This is a genomic window from Bacillus sp. CH30_1T, from assembly GCF_008364765.1.
Taxonomy (GTDB): Bacteria; Bacillota; Bacilli; order Bacillales; family Bacillaceae_B; genus Rossellomorea.
Genome location: NZ_VTUY01000006.1, coordinates 80,372 through 102,910, shown reverse-complemented (window position 1 = coordinate 102,910; position 22,539 = coordinate 80,372). Strand labels below are relative to the sequence as shown.

Sequence of the window (22,539 nt, the reverse complement as noted above, 5' to 3'; positions counted from 1 at the left end):
CCTTTAAATTAAAGCGTCAGGATTTAATCCTTTTAGCTCTTCTACTACAAATAACCCATCTCTCCGAATTAAAACATCATCGAAGTAAATTTCTCCTCCGCCATATTCCGGACGCTGGATACAGACCATATCCCAATGTACATTCGAACGGTTTCCATTATCCGCCCCTTCATAGGCCTGTCCTGGTGTGAAATGGAAGCTGCCGTTTATTTTTTCGTCAAATAAGATATCGAGCATCGGCTCATTGATCTTCGGATTTACACCAAGGGCAAACTCCCCAATGAAACGGGCACCTTCATCTGTATCCAGAATATCGTTCAATTCCTTCGTTTTATCAGCCGTGGCTTTCACGATCTTCCCGTTCTCAAACATCAAAGAAACATTGTCAAAAGAAAATCCGCGGTATAGTGTCGGCGTATTGTATGTAATCGTCCCATTTACACTATCCTTCACGGGAGCTGTATACACTTCTCCGTCCGGAATATTCCGCTCTCCAAAGCACATGACAGACGGAATATCCTTGATGGAAAACGTAAGGTCCGTCCCTTCGCCGGTAATGCGTACTTTATCGGTTTTATCCATCAGCTCTTTAAGAGGCTTCTGGGCTTCTTCCATTTGCTTATAGTCCACAGTACAGACTTCTAGAAGATAATCGAAGAACGTGTCATAACTCATCTTCGCTTTCTGGGCGAGTGACGGGTTTGGATAGTTTAATAGAACCCATTTCTTATTTTGAATGAGATAGTCATTGGATTCTTTCATATGAGGCATGAGGAGTTGCCACTGTTCGGCCGGTACTTCACTCATCTCTGCATCATTTGCTTCGCTTGAAATATTGAGAAACGCATCGATATCCTGATATTTATCCATATTCCATTTATTTTGCAGAATCATTTGTTCCGGTTTCGCATGGGTGGCCATGATACGCAGTAACTCCTGTTCGCCGAGCTCATAGTATGGAATCACCCCCATCTCATACGCTTTCTGGAGAACCTCCTTTACAAGCGGTTTTGTCGAATGCTCTCCCATTATAAAGAGCTTCTCCCCCTCTACTAATTTCAAGGAATGGGTAAGCAGTACCTCTGCCAACCTCTCTAGTCTTGGATCTCTCACTTGGTATCCCCCTAAATTTTGTCTACCTTCAAACTTCGACAAAAAATGGAAAAAACCTCCTTAGAAATTAAAAAATCCTGCGGTCGCAGTGACCGCAGGATTTAAGGTTATTAGTTTGTTTCGATCAAGCCATACTTCCCGTCACGACGTTTATACACAATATTTGTTGCGTTGGTCTCTGCGTCCGTGAAGATGAAGAATGTATGACCCAGCATGTTCATTTGAAGGATCGCTTCTTCACTGTCCATAGGCTTAAGATTGAACTGCTTCGTTCTTACTACTTCCGTATCGTCCTCTTCCTCCAGTTCAACCGCAGCTGCACCATTTGGAGAAACGTGATTCAGATCTTCCTGAGCCGCGAAAAACTCCTTCGGGCTGCCCTTCTCACGCATTTTACGGTTCACTCTTGTTTTATGTTTGCGAATTTGACGCTCCAATTTATCTACAATCAGATCAATGGCCGCATACATATCCGTGTTGCGTTCCTCTGCACGTAACACTAATTGCGGCATTGGAATAGTCACTTCAGTTTTCGTATTTTTATCAGGATACACTTTTAAATTAACATGTACATTTGCATCAGGAGTTTCATTAAAGTAACGGTCTAACTTGCCAATCTTCTTCTCCACGTGTTCGCGAATCGCTGGAGTTACCTCAATGTTCTCGCCTCGAATGTTGTAGTTCAACATGTAAACTCCTCCTTTTAAAAATAAAGCTATGTTTATATATTCTCCATTCCCTCAATTATTCCTCCTTAAACTTTCTAAATTTTTCGTCAATTTTTAGTAAAGTTTGTAATATGGTGTCGAGAGTGTTGATGGGTGTGGGATTGGAGAATGAAAGAGTGAGGTGATGGTTGCGAGTATGTAGGGATCGCCTCACTCTTTATATTATTATTTTCTCACTTTTTGAAGAGAATAAACGGTGGGAATTTGGAGGAATTGTGAATGGTTTGGGGCGGTTTTGTGAAGGTTTGAGTGAGTCCGCTCGGTTCAGCTGCTGATTTTTTGAATTTTTTCAGCAGCTAAATAATTGGCAGAATTCAACTGCTGAATTTTCGTTTATTTTCAGCAGCTGAACTTTAATTAAAACTTAGCAGTTAGATTATTATAGAAAATCAGCTGCTGAATATTAGCTTTTATTCAGCTGCTGAACCTTTTGGTGACCTCCATATTAAAACGTTAAGTAAATTGATGTAACTTGATCTCCACATAAAATTTATAATGACTCTTAGAGCCATTATTCATATAAGAAAGTATTTTCTCCGTTTGGACATGTTTGTTGGTGCGATTAGTTATAAAAGAACGATAACTGGACCATTGGTAACTCTCAGGAGTCGGACATATACCGGCTCGTACCGGATTAAGGTGGATGTAGCAACTGGTATCAATCATTTGCTTATTATTTTTTATGATGACTGACTTAAATCGCCCCTCAAAAAGGTGACCATTGAAACCATTCTTCTTATTGAAATAACGGGCATAGCGGTAGTGAATAAAGTGAATGATTTTACCTGGGGGATGATTCTTCGTTTCGATCAGGAGATGAACGTGATTGGTCATGAGGCAATAGGAGTGAAGTATAAAGGGATATTTTTCTTTTGCATCTTCTACAATCTCCAAGTATTTTAAGCGATCGTCTTTATTGCGAAAGATTGTATATTTCCGGTTTCCCCGGGCGGTAATATGGTAGATAAATCCTGGAGACCATTCTCTTTTGTGGTACATAGCAACTTCCTTTCAATTTTAGATTCTTCTTTATTCGACATTTGTACTCAATATTCCTGCCAGCAGAGTGTAATTGAAACAGATTCATTATCAGTTTAGCTGCTGAAATTACTATGATATTCACCTGCTGAATTATAGTCAATAATCAGCAGGTGAATAACTCCACTTATTCAGCAGCTGAACCCCAAATATTAGATCCCCAACTAAACATCCACATCCCTCCTCCCAAAATACCACCCAGCCAATCCACCAAACCCAATCAAATACATTACAATAACCCCAACCGAAAACCAAAACGTCATCCCTTCAAAAGGCGGAGTCCCGAAGAAATACTGCTGCAAATCGGTGTTCGCAAACAATAAATACCTCCCCCATTCCATTCCCCGCTCATTCATGACAATCAAGAAAGTTCCTGCGGAAAACGTCAGAAAGAGAGTCGTTCCAATGGCAAAGGAGCTGCTTCTCGTCAGCACAGAAAGAGTGAAAGCCACAGAACAGATGACAATCAGTTCAATAAATCTCAGGACATAAGCACCCGCTACCAGGAAAAAGTTTACGTTGAACTCAAAGAAGCTGTCGTAGAACCACATAATGCCCAGTAAGGCAGAAAATAAGAAATGGGCAGACGTAAGAATGGTTGCTATGACGATAACGGCTAAGTATTTGGAGAGCAGTATTTTCACACGATTGACAGGTCGTATGAGCAGCAGCTTGATGGTACCTGACGAAAACTCATTGGATACGATGTCACCGGCTATGATGAGGCAGAAGACTTGTAGAACGATGATAAGGTTTGAGCTGATTCGCATATATTCCCAGAAGGAGAATTGGATTCCTTCGAATAGCATGTAGACAAAAAGGGATGCGATGGAATTGATGGATACGATGACCCCAAGGGAGATCCACATGAGGGGACGGGATAGTTGCTTTAAGAGTTCATTGGTGATTAGATTGATCATATGTCTTCATCCGTTTCGTACTTGATTTGCCAGTTTCTTTGGAGCCACTCTTAAATAGCCTTCCTGAATCAAGGCTTCAATTGCTTGCCACACTACTACCTCTGTCTCTACTAACACCCAGCCATGTCTTCCGATGTAGGGGGCTTTTGTGTAGCCTGGCTGCTCAAGTAAGATTTCTTGAGTGGTGGGGAGCGTTTTAATGGTTAGGGAGAGATTGTTCTCCTCGCCAATGATTACAAATGGCTTGTCCTTCACCCGGAAAGAAGTGTGTCCAAAGCCGTCTATATGTTCATGAACTTCAGGGTAGGTTACGCAAAGACTTCTGATTTCTTCTACCAGACTATTTTTCATCAAGTCTTCCTCCAGCATTTTTCTATTATTATAGCATGAGAGTATTTGACAAATGAAAAAAGCCTCGGGAATCCGAGGCTTAGTGTGTTAAATAGGGATTTAGTTCTTTTTCAATTGTCATTTTCCATGTAGAAAATGCGGGTGACAGTATTTCCTGCACAATACTTTGTTTGTCTATGTTGTTTTCTAACTGCCCATCCAATCTCCATACCGGATCCGTAACGGTTTCAAATTGGATTAGAGCCCTCTGAATGCCTTCGCTCCCATTAAATATTTCTATTAACAAGGGATTGCATTCTGAAATCTGCTCAACGGTCAGGAAGACTTCTGAAAGGAGCATGTCCCCCTCTGTTTTACTTAAATCAGTGAAGCTTGCTACAACGTACTTCAGTGCTTCTTCGATTATATCAAGCAAACCGACGTATTGGCTGACCAATTCGTACTGTTTTTCGTCTAGTTTCGTTATCAAAGAACCACCTATTTCTTTTTATCGTAGAACATTCCATCATATTGCAGGGATTCATATGGATTTGAATACTTTTGAACGGAAGTTTTTTTCTTCGTCAACCCATTCATATCTCGCTTGATTTCTAAACGCAGTTGAGCCAACTGCCGATCAATCTGCCGGTTCCAGGCAATCATCTGCTTGCCGAGCTCCTGCTCATCCTGAGTATAAGGCGGCTTGATTGTCCCAAGTACACTCTGTCTTTTTTCTAAAAGAGATTCCACTTCCTCAATCGTAGCTTCCCTGTTTACATCAGTCACCTGTTCCAATGCTTCTTTCAATTGCTTCGTGATCGTATAGCAAAGAAGGACAGAGTTCATTACGCCTGTCCACCATGTCCGGAATGCTGCTTCTGACGGTTCAGTTGAATGACTTGTTTCCATGTGTCACGGAAATCAGTGATGAGACCCTCAACTTCTTCTAAAATCGCCATATCATTCTTGATATTGGCTTCTGTTAAGCGACGGTTAATGTAGTCGTAAAGGGACATGAGGTTCTGTGAGACTTCAAGATCCGTGTTCAATGTAACCATCAATTCATTTACGATGGATTGGGTCTTTTGGATATTGGTATTTTTCAGTTCAATATTTTTTTCTTCAATCGCTATTTTCGCGATATGAATAAATTTCAGGCTTCCGTTATAGAGCATAAGGGTGAGTTCACCTGGTGATGCGGTGTTGACCGAATTGTTCTGGTATACTGCATACGGGTTGTTGATGGCCATAGTGACACTCCTTTAGTTATAATTAGCCTCCGAATTGGTTCATGAGGAACATGGATTGTTCGTTGGAACGCTGGATGGCTTTTTCCATGGCGGTGAATTGGCGCCAGTAACGGTCTTCGACTTGGATCAGCCTGTCTCCGAATCGGTCCATTTGGCTGTCCATATTATTTAGTAAACGGCCCAGGGTAAATGTATTATTGGTGCTCGAAGCTTTCCCTGCTTTTTGCTCAATGCTGTCCATTGTATCTTTTAACGTATCACGTAATCGACGCGCGATCCCTTGTTCATTTGAAGTCGCACCATCTTTAGCAAAAATCTCATAGATCGCATTCGGGTCTTTGGAAATTGCTTCTTTCAGCTTGCTTTCATCGATAATCAGCTTTCCACGATCAAGGTAGTTACTTGATGTTTTGATCCCAATCTGGGCTAATTGGTCAACGCCTGATGTTCCACCTGAGATTGGTGTGTACATGTCGGTTCTCATTTTGTTTAGAGCAGAGGTTAAGACGGAATCGTTTCTCAGAGTACCATTGCGGGACTTTTCTTCCCATAGTTCGATTTCCTTTTCTTCCATCGACTCTTTTTGTTCAGCCGTCAATGGTTGGAAATCGCGGTATTTCTTTTCGCTTACTTCACCGTTTACTTTTTCAATGAGTTTGTTGTATTCATCGACGAATTTGACGAGTTTTTCCAGGATTTTGTCGGTGTCGGGTTGTGAAGCGAAAGTTACATTTGTATTGGATGCGTTCTTCAAGGTCAGTTCAAAACCGTTGATGGTAAACGTGTTGGACGACCGTTCAGTTGCCATTCCGTTGTATGTAAATTTGGCATTTTCACCAATGGAACCCCGATTATTAGCCAGGGCAACATCATTATCCGCGTCCAATTTCAGGTGTGTGGTAAATAGATCACCCTGTAACTCGATCTCAGCCCCACTGGCATTACTTCCTGTATTTTTACTCATCACTGACATTTGCTTTGTATGCTGGTCATAAAACATCGTCACACCTGTTTGCGCATTGATTTTGGATATCAAACTGTCCAATGTTTCATCTTCAGCATTAAATTTAATTTCAGTAAAATCAGACGCCATCGTTCCGTCTGCTTTGATTGCCTTTACTTTAATACTTTGCTCACCAGTCATTCCGAACGACTCACTCAATTTTTTCTTAGGATCAAATTCTCCACCGTCAGACTGAGTAATGCTTGAACTGTACATAGTAGCAGCAGTAGCCAACTTCTCAACTTTTAATGTTCCGGTAAAATCGGTAGTCGAGTTGATGTTTTTAACCGAAACTTCATTCGGATCTGAGACTGTAACCGACTTCTGCGTATATGTCCCCTGCTTCATCACCCCGTCAAAAATAATATTACTAAAATCAAACATCATCTTATTCATATCCCGGTAATCATCGCGCTGCCACTCAAGGTATTGTTTCTTCTGTTCCAATTTGTCTAAAGGAATTCGTTCCGCCTTCATTAAGTCCTTAATGATTTGATCTGTGTCCATACCACTGGCAAGGCCACCAATTCTCATATCCGCCATATGTATCTCCTTCCATTAAACCTTCTTATCGACCAGTAATCCAACAAATTCCGTCATTGCGGCATGCATATCAAGCATTTTCTTTGCTGGTATTTCTTTTACTATCTCCTGCGTACGATCATCCACGATCGTCACATAGTATTCTTTTAATTTATCATGAAATTCAAATTTGAGGTGTGTATTCGAAGTGGACATAAACTCATTCATCCCATGAACGATATCTTTCAATTTTTCTTTGGTGACAGGTTCTCTTCTGGTGGTTTCTTCATGGTGTCGTTCCTGCGCTTGAAATTGTTTCACTTCTTCGCTTGTATGGTTCTCTAATCTAATAAATGATTGTATTCCTGAAACTCCGCCTGTCACTTTATCAATCATCTTTTGATCCTCCAGAGGGTTATATGGGTTATATCGGTGTTTGGTGGGGAAAGTTTAGCAGTTAGCTAGACTATTCAAATTTAAACATAAAAGAAGAGACCCTATTGCTAGAGTCCCTCTTAGAAAAATAAAAATTAACGTAGAAGTTGTAAAACTCCTTGTGGTTGTTGGTTCGCTTGCTTTGCGACTATGTCTTTCGATCTTAGAATAGACTATATCTTCACCCTTGTATGTAAGGGGCTGGGCACTTCGAACAGTATTTACTGCCCTACGAGATTCATAGTCATAGCATTTGCCGTAGACCGTGTTCTCTAGTCGTTGAACCTTCTCCAGAGTTTCCTCACAGGAGCTTGGCTGCTGATTATCCATTTTTGTATCTCTATCATTTTCAAACCGTTCCGTCTACCGTTTCCAGTTACGTTGTGGTTGATAAAGCTTTAGGAAGTTCCAGCAATTCACCCAGTTATACTCCAGTTCGTTACCAAACTGGACGCCCTCGAATCAATTATCTCAGAAGTTGTAAAACTCCTTGAGGCATCTGATTGGATTGAGCCAACATTGCTTGTGATGCTTGAGAAAGAATTGAGTTCTTTGTTTGATTCATCATTTCTTTTGCCATGTCTACGTCACGGATACGAGACTCAGCTGCAGTTAAATTCTCAGAAGATGTGCCTAGGTTGTTAATTGTATGTTCTAGTCTATTTTGCTTTGCACCTAGCTGGGAGCGTTCATCTGATACTAATTTAATTGCGTCATCAATTGTTGCGATAGCTGTAGAGGAAGTACCTGAATCGACACTTAAATCAATACCATCTATTCCAAGTGCCGCAGCTTGCATGTCAGCGAATGCTACGTCTAATGTTTGGGAATCGTTAGAACCAATTTGGAACGTAAATGTACCTGTTGTTCCGCCAGTAGCATCTAGTAGATTTTGACTGTTAAATTGAGTAGTTGTTGCAATTCGGTCAACTTCATCAATTAAATCTGTAATTTCCAATTGAATTTCAGCTCTATCATCAGCTGTATTTGTATCATTTGAAGATTGAACAGCTAACTCACGCATACGTTGTAAGATCGCATGCGTTTCATTCAATGCTCCTTCACCAGTTTGAATCATAGAAATAGCATCCTGAGAGTTACGTTGAGCTTGATCCAATCCACGAACCTGAGCACGCATCTTTTCAGAAATCGCTAAACCAGCAGCATCGTCACCAGCACGGTTAATACGAAGCCCTGAAGACAATTTCTCCATTGATTTACCTTGTGCTCCATTCGCACTATTCAACTGACGATAAGTATTCAAAGCCGCAATATTATGATTAATTCTCATAACAATAATTTCCTCCTTGAAATTAAGCCCACATCCATGTGAACTATCTAATTTTTAGTTTGCAACAAGTCACAAAGGTCGGCCGCCCTTCTCCTCATTGCTTACAATACTATTATCGGTCGTTTCGACTGTGATTTAATAGTTTCCGAAAAATAATTAATCATTTTTTGGCAAAAGGTTAAACAGATTGTCGATTCCTTTCGAAGCTTCGGTGTTTTCCTCCTGAATAGAAAGGTAAACTTCTTTCCGATGGATATCTACGTTCTTAGGGGCATTGATTCCGAGTTTCACTTGATCACCTTTTATAGAAATGACTGTTAGCTCAACGTCATCCCCAATCTGAATACTTTCTCCCGTTTTTCTTGTCAGTACTAACATTCCCTCACCCCTTCTTTCCTGCAGGCTGAGCAAAGATCAGATGCTTGGTTTGATAGTCTGAGTTTGATAAGATGACTTGTTTTCCTTTGCGATTTGCCAGGTTAAGAATGATAGGGGCCTGTAAATTAGCTGTAGATTCATTAAGCGTTTCTCTTACTGTAAGAATAGAAAGCACCTGCACATCTTTCTCAGAAGGTTTCCCTAGAGAATCCACACTAGCCTCATCTAACTCAAAATCATACTCTTTAAAAAATACAAACGGATCTGTCACTACAAACCCGAGCTGAGATGTTACCACTGATTGCAATATATGAAACCACTCATTTTCCGGAAGGGGCAACAGTAAAAACTGCTTTTCTTCCCCAAATCCGGGTATTCCGTGTTCAAATGTTAGAATCTCTTCTGACTTCACATCTATTTCTCCATGATATTTCGTATCGATTTTCATCCGCTTCATTCCTTCATTCTATATTTCTTGTTCGTAGTTAACCCCTACGTGTTTTAAGTTTGCAAAATCAATTTGCAAATCTGCATACCGTTTCAAACTGATATCCACTTGAGCTGGAGTATACTGTATATTGGGCTTTTGAGGACGAGAGTTATTCACCACTTTTTGCGGTTCGACGTTCACTTTAACACTTCCGGGATCGTATCCAATCTTGACGCTCCCCGCTGAAGGAATCCACCCAATGTTGAACTCATACATCGGATTCTCACTGTTCCTTTTAGCCTGGGCAGCAATCACACCACCGCCATTCTCGATCATCATCAGTTCATCCCCGTCCTGGGCGACACGGGCAAGTCCCGCCAGCCAGTCTTCATATCCTTGTTGGGAATATTCTTCTATCCTGCGAGGCACCGATTTCAAGTCCATATCCGCCCGGGCCTCGGTTTGATCGATGGTCAGTTTGGAAGGCGTCCGTTCTATTTCCGTCTTTGCCTTTGGCTGCTGAATATCCAATTGTGCAGGTGGCTGTTCAATGTCCATACGGCCTGGAGTTGTCCGGATGCTCAGGGCTGCTGAAGTGGACTGCAATCTTATTTGTGGAACGTTCACGCATACTCACCTCCATATAAAAAGGGACTGACCCTAAGGTGACAAAACACCTTAAAGGGTCAGTCCCCATGCTTTTATCGTAGAAAATCCATCAATGTTGGCTGAATGATTCTGGCCCCGACGCTGAGTGCCGCTCTGTGGACACTTTCCTGGGATTTCAAATCCGTGATGACGCGTTCAATGTCAGCGTCTTCGTTGTCAGAAAGAATTCGGCTTGCTGTTACTTCCTGTTGACCCAGTCGGTCGTCTACCATTTCAAGACGATTATAACGGGCACCGAGTTCGGAACGTTCTGCTGATAACGTGTTCATGACATTATCCAGATTCTCAAGCTCTGTATCAAGGGCAGAATCATCTCCCGACTCCAATGCTTTTTGGATATTGTGCACTGTGTCGAACAGTTTCTGATTAAAGACCTTATTAGGATTAACATTGGCTTTTAAAGAAACACCTTGTGAAACCTCTACAGGATAAGCATCGATAGCACTGCTGCCTAAATTGTCAGCGACCTGTGGAGCACTTCCGTCTGCGGGATTCCCATCCTTGATCGGAGAATTCCCAACATCGGTTCCATGAAAAATATATCTACCTGCCACTTTCGTTTCAGCGACACTAACCAAATCCTGTTTAATCTGTTCAATCTCAACAGCTACGGCTTTCCGGTCTTCCGGACTTAACGTTCCATTTTTACCTTGAAGCGTCAATTCCCGTACACGCTGCAAACCTTGATTCGCCTGTTCGATTCCCGACTCCGAGTTTTCCATCCACAAGTAAAGTTCCGATAGATTTCGTTTATACTGCTCGATCCCTGTCAGGTTCGAACGATAAAACATCCCTTTCATCGCAACCACGGGATCATCCGATGGCTTCGTAATCTTCTTCCCTGTCGCCAACTGATCCTGCAGCTGTCCCATTCGTCCATAAGAAGAACTTAAATTCCTCATCGAATTTGCAGTCAACATACTTTGAGTAACACGCATATTTATTTCACCTACCTATCTCCCAACGGTACCCATACCGTTGATGATTTTATCAAGCATTTCGTCTTGCATTGTAATCATTCTGGCAGAGGCGTTGTAGGCATGCTGGAATTTGATCATGTCGGTCATTTCTTCGTCAAGGGACACACCGCTGACGGACATTCGGCGTTCGTCCACTGCTCCTCTTAATACGTTGGAGTTGCTTGCGAGACGGACGGATTCTTGTGATTCTACGGCCATTTTACCGATCACGGATTCAAAGTGTCCTTGGAATGAGGCTTCTTTTTCACCATAAGGCAGTTTAGTCGTTGTGATGATGTCGGCTAGGGCCAGAACGTTTGATGCGTCTCCGAGGGTCGGATTATCTGCACCTGCTGTCGCGATGTTATCGAGATTGCTCATTTCATCAGCCACCTGGATTCTTTGAGCGAAGCCTGCTTTCGGCACACCGTCCAAATCAGCTGCGACATTCTTTGCATCCTGGAAGAACTTCGGTGTATCCGGAGTATCGTTGTCAGGATCAAAGTTTGGATCGTTCATTTGTTCAGGTGTGAAACCTTTTTGATGCTGTTCATTGAATGCTTTGGCGAATTCATACGCCATGCTGTCCAGTTCATCGAGCATGCTGATGTAGGAGCCTTCTGCTTCACCATCTTTATTTTTGAAGCCGTATGTATCGACAAGGGCTCTCAGTTTCCCTTCGCCTTGTGATAAGAAGTCTTTGACGTCGAGTGTCTGGTTTCCAATCGTTACGGTATCCACTGTATTTTGAGGACCATCATAGGTAAGCTTTAGTTCATTGACTCCACCTTTACCTACAAGGTTGGCGGCCAGGTTTCCGTCTTTTCCAACCAATGTGACCGTGACCGCACCTTCTGCGATTGGGGATGACGCTCCTCCATTGGACTTGTAGCTCGTTTGGATGGAAACATGCTGTGAAAGTTCATCGATCAATCTGTCACGCTCATCGTATAGATCATTCGGCAGATAGCCGTGTGGTTCAACATCTGCTATTTGTTTATTAATGTTATCGATTTGTCTGGACAGGGAATTGATTTGCTTTTCACTGACAGACAGCTCATTTTTCAGGTCGCCCCGGACACTCGTTAAGGATGACGATAAGTAATTGAATGTTTCAGCAACAGCTTTCCCTCTCTCAACGACGACTGACCGGGCACCTGAGTTGGATGGGTTAACGGCTAGATCCTGAAGGGACTGCCAGAACATATCCATCGTTTTAGATAAGCCTGAATCCGACGGTTCGTTCATGACCTCTTCCATCTTCTTCATCGCTTCCATTTTTGTTTCCCAGTAGCCAAGCTTTTGGTTTTCACCTCTATACTGCATGTCCAGGAATGAATCACGCACGCGTTGAATCGAACCGGCGTCGACTCCGGTTCCGATTTGACCTGGGATTTGTGGACGGTTCATAGAGGGGGCAGGATAAGGTGTCGTTTGTTCAAAATTGACTCGTTGACGGGTATATCCAGGGGTATTTGCGTTGGAGATGTTGTGACCGGTTGTATAAAGGGCGCCCTGCTGGGTGTACATCCCTCGTTTTGCCGTTTCCAGGCCCATAAAAGTGGATCGCATGGTGTTGCCTCCGTTTCAATTAGTAAGTGCTATGCTTTCGAATCAAACATGGATCTTCCAGTTGGTGATTTCTTTTCACCGTTTGGACGTGAATAGGTTGATTGATCCGGCTGCGGTTGAGTCATGGATAGATTCATATTCACGAATTGAAGAGATTGATAGATAAGCTTTTGATTCAGCTCATTTTGAACCTTCAATTCTCCGATGATACCAACCAATTTTTGCTGCCAACGGGCAAGCGTTTCTTGTTCCTGGGGTGAACCGTGCTTGATACACTGAGATACGGTTGGTGACTCGTTGAAATGTACTCCCCGTGATTGAAGATAGTGACTGGACTCTCGCTGCCGCTCAGCTTCCACCGTATTGATGGCGGCCAAGTGCCTTTGTTCTTCCTTCAATACACGATCGAGTTCACTCATATCACCTTGTTTGATGACGTCCGTTTTATCAATTGAAAGATCGAACAAACTTTTATGCAGCTTATATAGTTTTTCAAGAGTTGTAGTTAGATTGGTTGCTGACATGTTTGTTCGCTCCTTTTTATTGTCCGTTATAGAAATTCTTTAACCCTTTAGCGATGGCTTTTGGGTCGATGGTGTAGTTCCCGCTCTGAACCTGATCTTTTAAAGCTTCCACTCTTGTCTGGCGCTCTTTGCCGAGTTTAGATACCTCCTGCATTTCTTTGGCAGCAGAAGAGATTTCGATTTTGTCAGATGCCGTTTTTTCCGTTTTGCCGACCTGGTCCATCTTGTTAAGATTGCGCTTATAAGGATTGATGTTCTGATTTCCGATATTGTTAATCTTCATCATTTTCCCCTCGCTTTCATCACGTCCATTGTTTCTACCTAGTATATCGGATAAAAACGTCGTTTGTTTAGTTTTAGAGTCTGGTTAGTTTTTCCTGATTTATGTGCTGGCCGTCTAGTTCTTATCTCTCATGGTGTAATACGTTCTCTGACCGGATTCCTTTGATTTATTCTTCCATTCCTGCTCGGTTTCGAACTTTTTCAGATCACTGGCAAGTTCAGAAGAACAATCACTGCAAATCCTACCCGTCCCTATAATCTTCCCGCATTTATCACAAGGATAACCCATATTTGGAAACTGTCTCGTCTGAATGCGGCCTTTTTTCACCCATTTATATAGAAGTTCCTCATCTACACCCGTTACTTCAATGACACGATCCATTGTCGCAGCTCGGTTATCCCGCTTTTTTAAAAATTGATAGACAGTCTCGTACATGCTTTCTTCTTCTTTATAGCATTTGTCACATACATCACGGAATTTATTTTTCATAAAAATCGCGTTGCAGAGTGGACAGTTGATGATTTCTGACATAATTGGTTCCTCCCGATAAAGCTTCTCTTATCCGTTATATCGGCAGAAATGGAGTTTGCTTTAACCCCTGGCAAGAGTTAAGGAAGATACCTCTTCAGCCCCCGCTTCCTTCAAGAGCCTTGCCGCCTGCCTCAAGGTCGTTCCCGTCGTGTAAATATCGTCAAACAGCAAAACCGATTTACCGTTCAGATCGGATTCAACCAACTGAAAAACCTGTTCCTGACTCAGCCGCTCCTTACGTGTCTTCTTAGACTGTTTTTCAGAATGCGAACGGGCAAGTATATTGGAGGGACGGACCTCTGCTTCCTCCAGTAGAGCTGTAGATTGGTTGAACCCTCTCTCATAGAGGCGTTCCTCACTTAGCGGGATGGGAATGATGAAGTCGTAATCCACTTTAGCGAGATAGGATTTAATAGTATGTGAGAAGGCTTTTGCCAACACGTAGTCCCCGCGGTACTTATACTTTGCCAGATACTCTTTAAGAAAATCATTATAAAAATACATTGAAAAATTCTGATGTAGAATCCCTTTCCACCTAGGATCCACTTCCCATCGATGACAATCCAGGCACCCATCACCCTTAATCAATTGTGGAGCCAGATCATCCAAGGATCGGGAGCACCCCAAACAACGCTTCCCATCTATTTTCACCAGCTGTTTATCACACGCATAACACAGAAATTGAGGTTCCCTGTAAAACAACCCTCTCCAGGTCATCATCTCAACCAGTTCATCATCACAGTTCAAACAGTTATTGATCATGAAGCAATCCTCTTTTCCCGGCTTCTTTATTCATCTGATCAATATGAAGAATGGCTTTGATCATCTCACCCGTTCGGCCGTAATGAAAATAGATAATGTCTCCTTTTGGATGGTCTGCACTACGCCCTACTCTTCCTGCGATTTGCACGAGGGCACTTTCTGTAAAAATCTTTTCTTCTGCCCCAAGGACCGCGACATCGATGTTCGGGATCGTCACACCCCGCTCTAAAATGGTGGTGGTTAATAGAATCGGAATCTCTTTGTTTCTCATTTTCATTACCTTCTCTTTTCGATCTGGATCTTCGGCATGGACGGATTCGATAAGAGGATTCATTTCCTGAAATAATGGCAGGGCTTTTTCCATAAGTTCGACTGTTGGGAAAAAAATGAGGGCTTGTTTGGATTGCTGGAGTCTTGATAATGTCCATTTTTTCAAAGGATGAGGGATTCGATTTTTCTTCAAGGACTTTTTCCAAAGACCACACCACACAAACTTCGGCAGAGGAATGGGGTGTCGGTGGAAGCGGGCCGGGATTTGGATATAGCTTCTATTCCCCTTGGCACACTGCTTCTGTGTTTTTTTATCCGGGGTAGCTGTAAGGTAGATCATCGAGGACTGGGGTTTTCGTGCTTTTTCCACTGCCCATTGCAGGGAAGAATCGTAGGAGTATGGAAAGGCGTCGACTTCATCAATGATCATGACATCAAAAGCGTCCTGAAATCGATTCAGTTGGTGGGTGGTGGATAGAACAAGCTGGCCATAGGTGTTCCGTTCTTCCGAGCCTCCATAAAGGGTGGTCACCGATGTGTTAAGGAATACCTTTTTAATACGTGGAGATAATTCAAGGATTACATCCGTTCGAGGTGCGGCAATGCATACACGTTTATTCTCCTTAAGGGCTTCATGGATTCCTTCAAAGAGAACCTCCGTCTTTCCAGCTCCGCACACCGCCCAAACCAGCAAGTCCTTCTCCTCTTTAACGGCCAAAACCATTTTTTCAGAAGCTGTCTTTTGCGCTTCTGATAGAGTGCCGGACCATTTGAAAGTGGGAGTCGCTTCTGACGCTGGCGCAGGTCCTTTCCAAATTATAAGTGGTGTGCACTCCGATACCCTTCCCATCATGATACAGTTACGGCAGTAGCTGCACTGGGTGTGGCATCTGGAGCAGGAAAATGAAGCGAATAAATGGGGGCTGGTATTTCCACAACGGGGGCAATTGCATTTTTCCACACCTTTTTCATATGAAACATAGCCATTTAAATAGTGTTCTTGAAGGGTTTCGAGTGAAAATGGGAGCTCGTCCTGTAGCAATGAACGTCCACTAAGAAAGGATTGAAGCTCTGGAGAAAAACGAAATGACGGGTTGAGAGGTTGAGCAGGAAGGAAAGGGAACTCTGAGATCTTTTGTAGAACGGGGGGGTCTTGTTCTGTAAGAGGTTCTGGTATTAAACCATTATCTGCAAAAGCAAAGCGCAAAAACATCACTCCTTATTTGGGATAGTGATGTATTCTACATAAAGGGGTGTAAATCCTGCCTAAAAAAGGTGCCAGGCACAAAAACGATGTTTTGTGCCTGGCACCGGGATGGAAAGTGTACCTGGTACAATCAAAACTATCGACTCATCTTCCGAGCCCAACCCATCCCCATCGAACCCTCACCTAAATGGGTACCGATAACAGGGCCAAAAATACTTACATTGAACTCCACATTCGGATACTTCTCTTGAAGCTCATTCTTCCACTCAATTGCGTCTTCTTCGCGATTTGCATGAATAATTGATGCCTGAAACTCTTCTCCGGAAGCCACTGCTTCTTCAAGCAAAGACTCCACTCGCTTCAACGCTTTCTTCTTCGTACGAATTTTTTCAAACGGAACAATCACCTTATCAACAAAATGAAGCAAAGGCTTCACCTGTAAAAGGCTTCCGATGATCGCCTGAGCTTGCGATAGCCTGCCTCCGCGCTGCAGGTGAGCCAGGTCATCAACCATGAAGTATGCCTGTACCGAATGCTTCATTTCATCCAATAACGCAACGATTTCTTCAGCACTTTTCCCTTCACGGCCAAGCTTGGCCCCTTCGATGGCATAGAAGCCCTGGATCATGCAGCTGATTTCTGAGTCATAGGGATACACTTTAATGCCCTCGACCATTTCCCCAGCTTGAACTGCGCCTTGGTACGTTCCGCTGATTCCACTTGATAAGTGAATGGAAATGACGGCGTCGTAATCCTTTGAAAGTTTCTCGAATAGCTCGACGAACTTTCCGACTGGAGGCTGTGAAGTCGTTGGAAGCTTTTCCTGGTTGCTGACCTCTTCATAAAATTCACTTGCCGTAATATCAACTTCTTCTTGATAGGTTTCTCCTCCGAAAATGACGCTGAGAGGAATCATATGTATGTTCAGTTGATCACGCAATTCTTTCGGGATGTAGGCGGTACTATCCGTTACAATTGCCGTTTTCATAGAATACCATCCTTATTGTTTATTTTTATAGCCCTGCTGCGAGCTTATCTAGTCTACCTTATGTATCCTTTTCATTTTATATGAAAACAAGTTGGTTTGCATTAGTTTCTCGGGACTTTCGGCTCCACAAAACGAAACAAACGTTTGTTTAAGACTCTGAGCCTTACAGTACAAGAGATTCGATGTCCTAATCAAACGTTTGTTTAAAGGTCTTACCTCATACCTACAGGCAAAGAGGAGACGATTTTTTTTGATTTTCTAGATGAGAGGAATACTCCTGCAAAAATGATGAGTAATCCTAATATCAGGTTATGCGTGACAGGCTCCCCCAAAAGAACGAATCCCCAAATCATCGCAGTACCCGGAATCAAGTATGTCACTGTCGAAGCAAATTCCGGACTTCCATTCGTCATGATATAGAAATAAAGAAGCGTTGCTACACCTGATCCTAAACAGCCTAACCCTAAGATACCCAGGATGACCTCTCCTGTTAACAAGTCTCCAATAGAGATCGGATTGGTCAATATCATTCCTACAAAACCTACAGCTGCCCCAATCAACAGCTGGAATGTAGAAATGACAACCACACTCGTTCCAGCTAGATATTTTTTTGCGTACTGAGAAGCAAACGCGTAACTCATGGTGGCAAGCACCATCGTCCCCACCCCTACAAAATCCGAAGTGAAGATCCCACTCACCTCGAAATTCATCAGGACAAGAATCCCCATAAACCCAACGACAATTCCAATCCATTGAAACCTGGTCAGTATGACTGAGAAAAATAAAAACCCTGCCAGCCCCGTCCAAATTGGTGTGGTTGCGTTTAAGATGGATGCCGTATTACTATTAATCTGTGTTTCACTTAACGCGATCAGGGTCCAAGGTAACGCCGCATTACCAATCCCAACGACGATCAGCTTCCACATAGGGAGCGATTTCCTCTCCCCTTTTTTCCTCTGTACGAAAAAGATTGGAAGAAGCACAAGTGCCCCAGCTAAACATCGTAAGAATACCGTCCCCCACACACCAACTGGATCCACCAACCACTTAATAAAAACGAACGACATCCCCCAAATCAGACTTAAACCGATTAAGGCTACATATAATTTGGCCAATTTGCTTCCTCCTCCCTAGATTGTATAATTTAATAGTTAAATAGACGTTATAACATATTTTGTTAGTTCTATCCTAACTCACTTTGCTTAAGATGGGAACATTCTTTTTTTCATATTTTTGACCTATAATAAAGCATTCTTTTCCAATTAATGAGGTTCATTTGAAGGGGATTCACACCTGCCAACTGAAACCATTTAACTTTCATGGGTTTTCGTCATATAATGGTGGGGTAGGATTTATTAATGAAATGACGAAAATTACTTTATAGGACTGATATAGAATGTACAATAAGGAAAAAGTATTTGAAGAATTATCAAAGGTGATGCATTCTGACAATATTAAACGTGACGAATTGTTAAGAGAGCATTTGTATACGAAGTTAGGCGGAAAAGCAGATTTCTTCTTAACGCCAACTACTTATGAAGAAGTTCAAAACATCGTGAAGCTGTCAAATGAAGTGGATGTCCCATTTACATTGTTAGGTAACGGATCGAATTTGATTGTGAAAGATGGTGGAATTCGTGGCATCGTTCTTCATCTGAAAAACTTTAAAGACATCAAAACGACCGATCAACTGATTGTCGCTCATAGTGGTGCAGCGATCATCGATGTGTCGAGACGCGCGTTAGCTGAAAAGTTATCAGGGCTCGAATTCGCCTGTGGGATTCCAGGTACCGTTGGTGGCGCTCTATTCATGAACGCCGGGGCTTATGGCGGAGAAGTTAAAGATGTTCTGGATTATTGCCATGTCGTCGACTGTGAAGGGAACCTGGTTAAGCGTACAGCCGCAGAATTAGAACTTGATTACCGTCACAGCAATATTTCTGAAAAAGGCGATATTGTACTCGAAGCAACCTTCAGTTTAAAGCCTGGCGACTACGAAGAAATCAAGGCCGTTATGGATGATCTGACAGATAAACGGGAATCCAAGCAGCCACTAGAATACCCATCTTGCGGAAGTGTTTTTAAACGACCACCTGGATATTTCGCAGGTAAGCTTATTCAGGACAGTGAGCTTCAAGGAACGAACTTTGGTGGCGCTGAAGTCTCCATGAAGCACGCTGGTTTCATCGTGAATAAAGACAATGCGACAGCCTCGGATTATATTTCACTCATTGAACACGTTCAAAAAACAGTGAAAGAAAAATTTGATGTGGAGCTTGAACGGGAAGTACGTATTATTGGAGAAGATCTGGAATAAAAAGGTCAGGAATCATTGGATTCCTGACCTTTTTTATTTCATTCACCGTCAAAAATAACTGTAACCAACTTTAAACAAAAAAAACAGTCTAAATGATTTTAGACTGGGCAGTGGCTCTTTCACAATAAATTTCATTCTTAAGGAACATTAGCTATCTCTTTTTGACAACAGGAGCTGGCTTTTTTCTGCGAAATTCTCTCAATCTTGTCACTTGGAATTGAGATAACTTCGCATCTTTTGCATAGGCTTCACGAGCCTTAAAATAGAGTAGCGACACAGCTAATGCCCTCCTTTGTGAAAATATTAGTTTCTTTTTACCCGAAAAATTCAAGATAAAACCAATTTCAGTGAAAAAATTTCATTATTATCATCACCTTAGAAATTATAGTTCCATAGTACCCTCCATTCTCCTTCTTCTATGGCTACATAACAGGTTTGTGTGATCATTAATTCACCAAACTGACTATCAAAATACAAGTACACTTCCGCTTTTCGAACATTTTTAAATTTAAGCCCTTCTTCGTTAAACGTGAACTCCTTCTCCTTTTCAATATTGCCGACCTCCACCTCAAACTCATCGACCCCCATATGCCCCATGAATACATGGTTTTTCGTTTGGATGTATGAGGATTTGGGGAACTTCTTTTGCATTTCCGAATGGAACAACTCCCATGCGTTACCGAAATCGCCGTCTTTTTCAAAATTGTAAAATTCCTCGATCACTTCTTCAGGTGTATCAGGTTCCTGGTTTTTTCCAATGAACATAAACAGAGCCACAGCAAGCAAAATAGCAACAATCGCTCCGATAAAAAGAGGAATCGGGCTTTTCCTTCTCATTCATCCAACACTCCTCATCTATAATCATGCTTATGAAGGACATGTTGAATGTATGAAACAGAAATATTATGACAGAATCTTGAGGTATAATTGCTCTTTCTTATCAGTTAGAAAGGTCTTATGTTCATCATTCCCAAGCATCTCAAACATCATTATAGATTTTTCTATATAAGAGAAGGCTTGTTCGTAGTTCTCTTTCAGCTCGCAATTATAGCCTATGTGATAATGTAATTGTGCTAAACCATATAAGTGCTCCTCTTCAATGCACCACTTTATTGCTTCCGTGCAGTGATCAATCGATTCACTGTATTTTCCTACTCTGGTTAACGCCCTTGCTTTATTATAAAGCAATCGGGTTTTAATTGATTTATCGCTTAGTTGTCCAGTAGTATGGATTGCCTCTCTAACTTGATCATAATATTTGAGAGCTGCGGCATAGTCTTCTGTGCCTACGTAAAAACCCCCAATGGTTAATAGAATCTCCATTTCCCTTTCCGAAAGCGCTTTTTTACTGTCTGCTGTAAGTGAAAAGGCTTCATTTAACAGTCGAAAGGCTTCATCACGATTATTTTCAATCTCAAATATATAGATTCCTTTGTGCCAATAAAGGAGTTGAAGGTTTTCCCTTTCCTTAAAAAGTGGATTGTTTTCTTCTGCTCTCACCATTTCGATCATTTCTTTATATCTGTGTTTTTTTCTTAAGTGACGCAATTGGCGCTCGACTTCCTTTATGTAGTCCAGACGGGGGGTTGTTCCTATCTCAAAGAAATAATTCACATCCACTCCAAGCTTTTTGGAAATTTGATAAAGTGAAGTGGCATTGGGATAGATGTCTCCCTTTTCTATTCGACTGATAAGTGCCTGTGTGCATATCCCTTCTCCTAATTCTCCTTGAGTTATCCCCACAACCTGACGTAGCTCCTTTATCTTTTTACCAATGATAGAGTAATCCACGAGCCTGCCTCCCTAGAGGTTATATTTAGTAAGAAAATTACTAAGTTAAAAATGCATTTTCATCTATAATTTTTTTGAGTTTTTCTATGTTCCCTTTAATAAAATTGGATAATTTAGGGTTGTATTGGATATCAAAAAGCATAGCAGCTTTCTCCAGATAAGGCAGAGTTTCCTGATATCTCTCTTGCAACTCCAGGTTATACCCAATATGATAATTTAATTGCGCGAATCCATATAAAGTTTCTTCTTGAATAATCCAACGAATACCATCTTCACAATACTGGATAGACTCATGATAGTTTCCGAGCCTCGTCAATACCCTGGCGATATTATATAAGAGCCTCGTTTTAATGGACTTGTCGTGAAGTTGGTCGTTATATGTTAAAGCATCATTTACACCTTGATAAATTTCTATTGCCCGATCATAATTATGACGACTGAATTCCAGTATCCCCTTACTGATAAAAATATTCATTTCACGCTCAGACATGGCCTTTTTCTTATTATATGTCAGGGAGAGTGCCTTTTCTAAAATAATCAATGCTTCCTCTTTGTTTTGCTCGACCTCATTCACATATATTCCCCTATGCCAGTAGAGAAGCTGAAGATTTGTTTCATCTTTTAAAAATAATGGATTCTTCTCTTCTGTTCGAACGATCTCGATGATTTCATCATATTTCAATTTCACTCTTAACTTCTTTAGTCGACGTTCAACTTCTTTTACATAATCCAGGCGGGGAGTCGTACCAATCTCGAAAAAGTAGTTCACATCAACCCCAAGCTTCTTGGAAATTTGATAAAGAGAAGTAGCACTCGGATAGATATCCCCTTTTTCTATTCGACTGATCAGGGCTTGAGTACAAATTCCGTCTGCCAGTTCACCCTGAGTCAAACCCACGACTTTTCTCAACTCTTTGATCTTTTTACCAATGACAGAATTGTCCATAACCCCACCTCCCGTAAATATTAATATTTTTATATTTTAACAGGAAACATGCAAATTTTTCAGTGAAATCCCCATATATTCTCTCTTAAGGTGATAAACCGCCAATACATACATTTAAAATCTATGTTTTAATATATCTAACGACAAATTACAATACCTTTTGATAGCACTTCTCCTTGTGGGAAGTGCTCTTTTTTTGACTTAGCGACAAGCAAAAATATAGAAAAAGAAGATATTCTTAAGGAACTCCTTCATTTTTCAAGGAGAATCGTTCTACATCCA

At 41.7% G+C, this 22,539-nt stretch carries 27 protein-coding genes; 1 reads left to right on the top strand and 26 read right to left on the bottom strand.

The window, feature by feature from the left end:
- Positions 1 to 3 precede the first annotated feature (3 nt).
- The 23 genes from F0342_RS13820 to F0342_RS13710 form a co-directional block, all read right to left on the bottom strand.
- Complete coding sequence (locus F0342_RS13820; RefSeq protein WP_149156504.1) at positions 4 to 1,113, bottom strand: aminopeptidase; 1,110 nt, start codon at positions 1,111 to 1,113, stop codon at positions 4 to 6.
- 110 nt (positions 1,114 to 1,223) lie between these two features.
- Positions 1,224 to 1,802 (bottom strand): ribosome hibernation-promoting factor, HPF/YfiA family, encoded by a 579-nt coding sequence (gene hpf / locus F0342_RS13815; protein ID WP_113971339.1) that lies wholly within the window; start codon positions 1,800 to 1,802, stop codon positions 1,224 to 1,226.
- A gap of 492 nt (positions 1,803 to 2,294) precedes the next feature.
- Positions 2,295 to 2,840 carry a transposase gene (locus tag F0342_RS13810; protein WP_149156503.1) on the bottom strand — a complete coding sequence of 182 codons (546 nt, stop codon included), beginning with the start codon at positions 2,838 to 2,840 and terminating at the stop codon, positions 2,295 to 2,297.
- A gap of 203 nt (positions 2,841 to 3,043) precedes the next feature.
- A complete protein-coding gene (locus tag F0342_RS13805; protein ID WP_149156502.1) occupies positions 3,044 to 3,799 on the bottom strand; it encodes an ABC transporter permease in 756 nt (251 codons plus the stop codon).
- Positions 3,800 to 3,805: 6 nt separating this feature from the next.
- On the bottom strand, positions 3,806 to 4,150 hold the full coding sequence (locus tag F0342_RS13800; RefSeq protein WP_262481747.1) for an MmcQ/YjbR family DNA-binding protein: 345 nt from the start codon (positions 4,148 to 4,150) through the stop codon (positions 3,806 to 3,808).
- A gap of 79 nt (positions 4,151 to 4,229) precedes the next feature.
- Entirely contained in the window at positions 4,230 to 4,619 is a 390-nt protein-coding gene (locus tag F0342_RS13795) for a DUF8042 domain-containing protein (RefSeq protein ID WP_149156500.1), read from the bottom strand.
- Between the two features lie 8 nt (positions 4,620 to 4,627).
- Positions 4,628 to 5,038 carry a flagellar protein FliT gene (gene fliT / locus F0342_RS13790; protein WP_149156499.1) on the bottom strand — a complete coding sequence of 137 codons (411 nt, stop codon included), beginning with the start codon at positions 5,036 to 5,038 and terminating at the stop codon, positions 4,628 to 4,630.
- The gene (gene fliS, locus F0342_RS13785) at positions 4,975 to 5,379 is read right to left on the bottom strand and encodes a flagellar export chaperone FliS (RefSeq protein WP_149156498.1); all 405 of its coding nucleotides are present in this window, start codon (positions 5,377 to 5,379) and stop codon (positions 4,975 to 4,977) included. The genes fliT and fliS overlap by 64 nt, the downstream gene beginning before the upstream one ends.
- A gap of 22 nt (positions 5,380 to 5,401) precedes the next feature.
- Positions 5,402 to 6,925 (bottom strand): flagellar hook-associated protein 2, encoded by a 1,524-nt coding sequence (locus F0342_RS13780; protein WP_149156497.1) that lies wholly within the window; start codon positions 6,923 to 6,925, stop codon positions 5,402 to 5,404.
- A 15-nt stretch (positions 6,926 to 6,940) separates the two neighbouring features.
- A complete protein-coding gene (gene flaG, locus F0342_RS13775; RefSeq protein ID WP_149156496.1) occupies positions 6,941 to 7,300 on the bottom strand; it encodes a flagellar protein FlaG in 360 nt (119 codons plus the stop codon).
- A gap of 505 nt (positions 7,301 to 7,805) precedes the next feature.
- On the bottom strand, positions 7,806 to 8,630 hold the full coding sequence (gene hag / locus F0342_RS13770) for a flagellin Hag (RefSeq protein ID WP_149156495.1): 825 nt from the start codon (positions 8,628 to 8,630) through the stop codon (positions 7,806 to 7,808).
- Between the two features lie 156 nt (positions 8,631 to 8,786).
- A complete protein-coding gene (gene csrA, locus F0342_RS13765; RefSeq protein WP_149156494.1) occupies positions 8,787 to 9,008 on the bottom strand; it encodes a carbon storage regulator CsrA in 222 nt (73 codons plus the stop codon).
- Positions 9,009 to 9,012: 4 nt separating this feature from the next.
- Positions 9,013 to 9,456 carry a flagellar assembly protein FliW gene (fliW, locus tag F0342_RS13760; protein ID WP_149156493.1) on the bottom strand — a complete coding sequence of 148 codons (444 nt, stop codon included), beginning with the start codon at positions 9,454 to 9,456 and terminating at the stop codon, positions 9,013 to 9,015.
- 18 nt (positions 9,457 to 9,474) lie between these two features.
- Entirely contained in the window at positions 9,475 to 10,065 is a 591-nt protein-coding gene (locus F0342_RS13755; protein WP_149156492.1) for a DUF6470 family protein, read from the bottom strand.
- 74 nt (positions 10,066 to 10,139) lie between these two features.
- Positions 10,140 to 11,045 (bottom strand): flagellar hook-associated protein FlgL, encoded by a 906-nt coding sequence (flgL, locus tag F0342_RS13750; protein ID WP_149156491.1) that lies wholly within the window; start codon positions 11,043 to 11,045, stop codon positions 10,140 to 10,142.
- Positions 11,046 to 11,060: 15 nt separating this feature from the next.
- Positions 11,061 to 12,638 (bottom strand): flagellar hook-associated protein FlgK, encoded by a 1,578-nt coding sequence (gene flgK / locus F0342_RS13745; RefSeq protein WP_149156490.1) that lies wholly within the window; start codon positions 12,636 to 12,638, stop codon positions 11,061 to 11,063.
- A 29-nt stretch (positions 12,639 to 12,667) separates the two neighbouring features.
- Complete coding sequence (locus tag F0342_RS13740; RefSeq protein WP_149156489.1) at positions 12,668 to 13,162, bottom strand: flagellar protein FlgN; 495 nt, start codon at positions 13,160 to 13,162, stop codon at positions 12,668 to 12,670.
- A gap of 16 nt (positions 13,163 to 13,178) precedes the next feature.
- Positions 13,179 to 13,445 (bottom strand): flagellar biosynthesis anti-sigma factor FlgM, encoded by a 267-nt coding sequence (flgM, locus tag F0342_RS13735; protein ID WP_149156488.1) that lies wholly within the window; start codon positions 13,443 to 13,445, stop codon positions 13,179 to 13,181.
- Positions 13,446 to 13,559: 114 nt separating this feature from the next.
- Positions 13,560 to 13,976 (bottom strand): TIGR03826 family flagellar region protein, encoded by a 417-nt coding sequence (locus F0342_RS13730; RefSeq protein WP_149156487.1) that lies wholly within the window; start codon positions 13,974 to 13,976, stop codon positions 13,560 to 13,562.
- 60 nt (positions 13,977 to 14,036) lie between these two features.
- Positions 14,037 to 14,738: a ComF family protein gene (locus tag F0342_RS13725; RefSeq protein WP_149156486.1), complete on the bottom strand. Its 702-nt coding sequence runs from the start codon at positions 14,736 to 14,738 to the stop codon at positions 14,037 to 14,039.
- Positions 14,728 to 16,221 (bottom strand): ATP-dependent helicase ComFA, encoded by a 1,494-nt coding sequence (locus F0342_RS13720; RefSeq protein ID WP_149156485.1) that lies wholly within the window; start codon positions 16,219 to 16,221, stop codon positions 14,728 to 14,730. Before F0342_RS13720 ends, F0342_RS13725 begins: the two co-directional genes overlap by 11 nt.
- Positions 16,222 to 16,351: 130 nt before the next feature.
- Positions 16,352 to 17,203: a DegV family protein gene (locus F0342_RS13715; protein ID WP_149156484.1), complete on the bottom strand. Its 852-nt coding sequence runs from the start codon at positions 17,201 to 17,203 to the stop codon at positions 16,352 to 16,354.
- 212 nt (positions 17,204 to 17,415) lie between these two features.
- Positions 17,416 to 18,318: a DMT family transporter gene (locus F0342_RS13710; protein ID WP_149156483.1), complete on the bottom strand. Its 903-nt coding sequence runs from the start codon at positions 18,316 to 18,318 to the stop codon at positions 17,416 to 17,418.
- A gap of 281 nt (positions 18,319 to 18,599) precedes the next feature.
- On the opposite strand from F0342_RS13710, the gene murB reads away from it, so the two are divergent.
- The gene (gene murB, locus F0342_RS13705; RefSeq protein ID WP_149156482.1) at positions 18,600 to 19,520 is read left to right on the top strand and encodes a UDP-N-acetylmuramate dehydrogenase; all 921 of its coding nucleotides are present in this window, start codon (positions 18,600 to 18,602) and stop codon (positions 19,518 to 19,520) included.
- A gap of 375 nt (positions 19,521 to 19,895) precedes the next feature.
- On the opposite strand, the gene F0342_RS13700 is transcribed toward murB, so the two are convergent.
- The 3 genes from F0342_RS13700 to F0342_RS13690 form a co-directional block, all read right to left on the bottom strand.
- The gene (locus tag F0342_RS13700; protein WP_149156481.1) at positions 19,896 to 20,357 is read right to left on the bottom strand and encodes a hypothetical protein; all 462 of its coding nucleotides are present in this window, start codon (positions 20,355 to 20,357) and stop codon (positions 19,896 to 19,898) included.
- A gap of 66 nt (positions 20,358 to 20,423) precedes the next feature.
- Complete coding sequence (locus F0342_RS13695) at positions 20,424 to 21,311, bottom strand: helix-turn-helix domain-containing protein (protein WP_149156480.1); 888 nt, start codon at positions 21,309 to 21,311, stop codon at positions 20,424 to 20,426.
- Between the two features lie 40 nt (positions 21,312 to 21,351).
- Positions 21,352 to 22,257 carry a helix-turn-helix domain-containing protein gene (locus F0342_RS13690; protein WP_149156479.1) on the bottom strand — a complete coding sequence of 302 codons (906 nt, stop codon included), beginning with the start codon at positions 22,255 to 22,257 and terminating at the stop codon, positions 21,352 to 21,354.
- Between the last annotated feature and the right edge of the window lie 282 nt (positions 22,258 to 22,539).

Bases quoted from the DNA above. Each gene is read 5' to 3' on its own strand.
- hpf (WP_113971339.1), bottom strand. From the start codon at position 1,802: ATGTTGAACTACAACATTCGAGGCGAGAACATTGAGGTAACTCCAGCG.
- F0342_RS13810 (WP_149156503.1), bottom strand. From the start codon at position 2,840: ATGTACCACAAAAGAGAATGGTCTCCAGGATTTATCTACCATATTACC.
- F0342_RS13805 (WP_149156502.1), bottom strand. From the start codon at position 3,799: ATGATCAATCTAATCACCAATGAACTCTTAAAGCAACTATCCCGTCCC.
- F0342_RS13800 (WP_262481747.1), bottom strand. From the start codon at position 4,150: ATGAAAAATAGTCTGGTAGAAGAAATCAGAAGTCTTTGCGTAACCTAC.
- fliT (WP_149156499.1), bottom strand. From the start codon at position 5,038: ATGGAAACAAGTCATTCAACTGAACCGTCAGAAGCAGCATTCCGGACA.
- fliS (WP_149156498.1), bottom strand. From the start codon at position 5,379: ATGGCCATCAACAACCCGTATGCAGTATACCAGAACAATTCGGTCAAC.
- F0342_RS13780 (WP_149156497.1), bottom strand. From the start codon at position 6,925: ATGGCGGATATGAGAATTGGTGGCCTTGCCAGTGGTATGGACACAGAT.
- flaG (WP_149156496.1), bottom strand. From the start codon at position 7,300: ATGATTGATAAAGTGACAGGCGGAGTTTCAGGAATACAATCATTTATT.
- hag (WP_149156495.1), bottom strand. From the start codon at position 8,630: ATGAGAATTAATCATAATATTGCGGCTTTGAATACTTATCGTCAGTTG.
- csrA (WP_149156494.1), bottom strand. From the start codon at position 9,008: ATGTTAGTACTGACAAGAAAAACGGGAGAAAGTATTCAGATTGGGGAT.
- fliW (WP_149156493.1), bottom strand. From the start codon at position 9,456: ATGAAAATCGATACGAAATATCATGGAGAAATAGATGTGAAGTCAGAA.
- flgL (WP_149156491.1), bottom strand. From the start codon at position 11,045: ATGCGTGTTACTCAAAGTATGTTGACTGCAAATTCGATGAGGAATTTA.
- flgK (WP_149156490.1), bottom strand. From the start codon at position 12,638: ATGCGATCCACTTTTATGGGCCTGGAAACGGCAAAACGAGGGATGTAC.
- F0342_RS13740 (WP_149156489.1), bottom strand. From the start codon at position 13,162: ATGTCAGCAACCAATCTAACTACAACTCTTGAAAAACTATATAAGCTG.
- flgM (WP_149156488.1), bottom strand. From the start codon at position 13,445: ATGAAGATTAACAATATCGGAAATCAGAACATCAATCCTTATAAGCGC.
- F0342_RS13730 (WP_149156487.1), bottom strand. From the start codon at position 13,976: ATGTCAGAAATCATCAACTGTCCACTCTGCAACGCGATTTTTATGAAA.
- F0342_RS13725 (WP_149156486.1), bottom strand. From the start codon at position 14,738: ATGATCAATAACTGTTTGAACTGTGATGATGAACTGGTTGAGATGATG.
- F0342_RS13720 (WP_149156485.1), bottom strand. From the start codon at position 16,221: ATGTTTTTGCGCTTTGCTTTTGCAGATAATGGTTTAATACCAGAACCT.
- F0342_RS13715 (WP_149156484.1), bottom strand. From the start codon at position 17,203: ATGAAAACGGCAATTGTAACGGATAGTACCGCCTACATCCCGAAAGAA.
- murB (WP_149156482.1), top strand. From the start codon at position 18,600: ATGTACAATAAGGAAAAAGTATTTGAAGAATTATCAAAGGTGATGCAT.
- F0342_RS13700 (WP_149156481.1), bottom strand. From the start codon at position 20,357: ATGAGAAGGAAAAGCCCGATTCCTCTTTTTATCGGAGCGATTGTTGCT.
- F0342_RS13690 (WP_149156479.1), bottom strand. From the start codon at position 22,257: ATGGACAATTCTGTCATTGGTAAAAAGATCAAAGAGTTGAGAAAAGTC.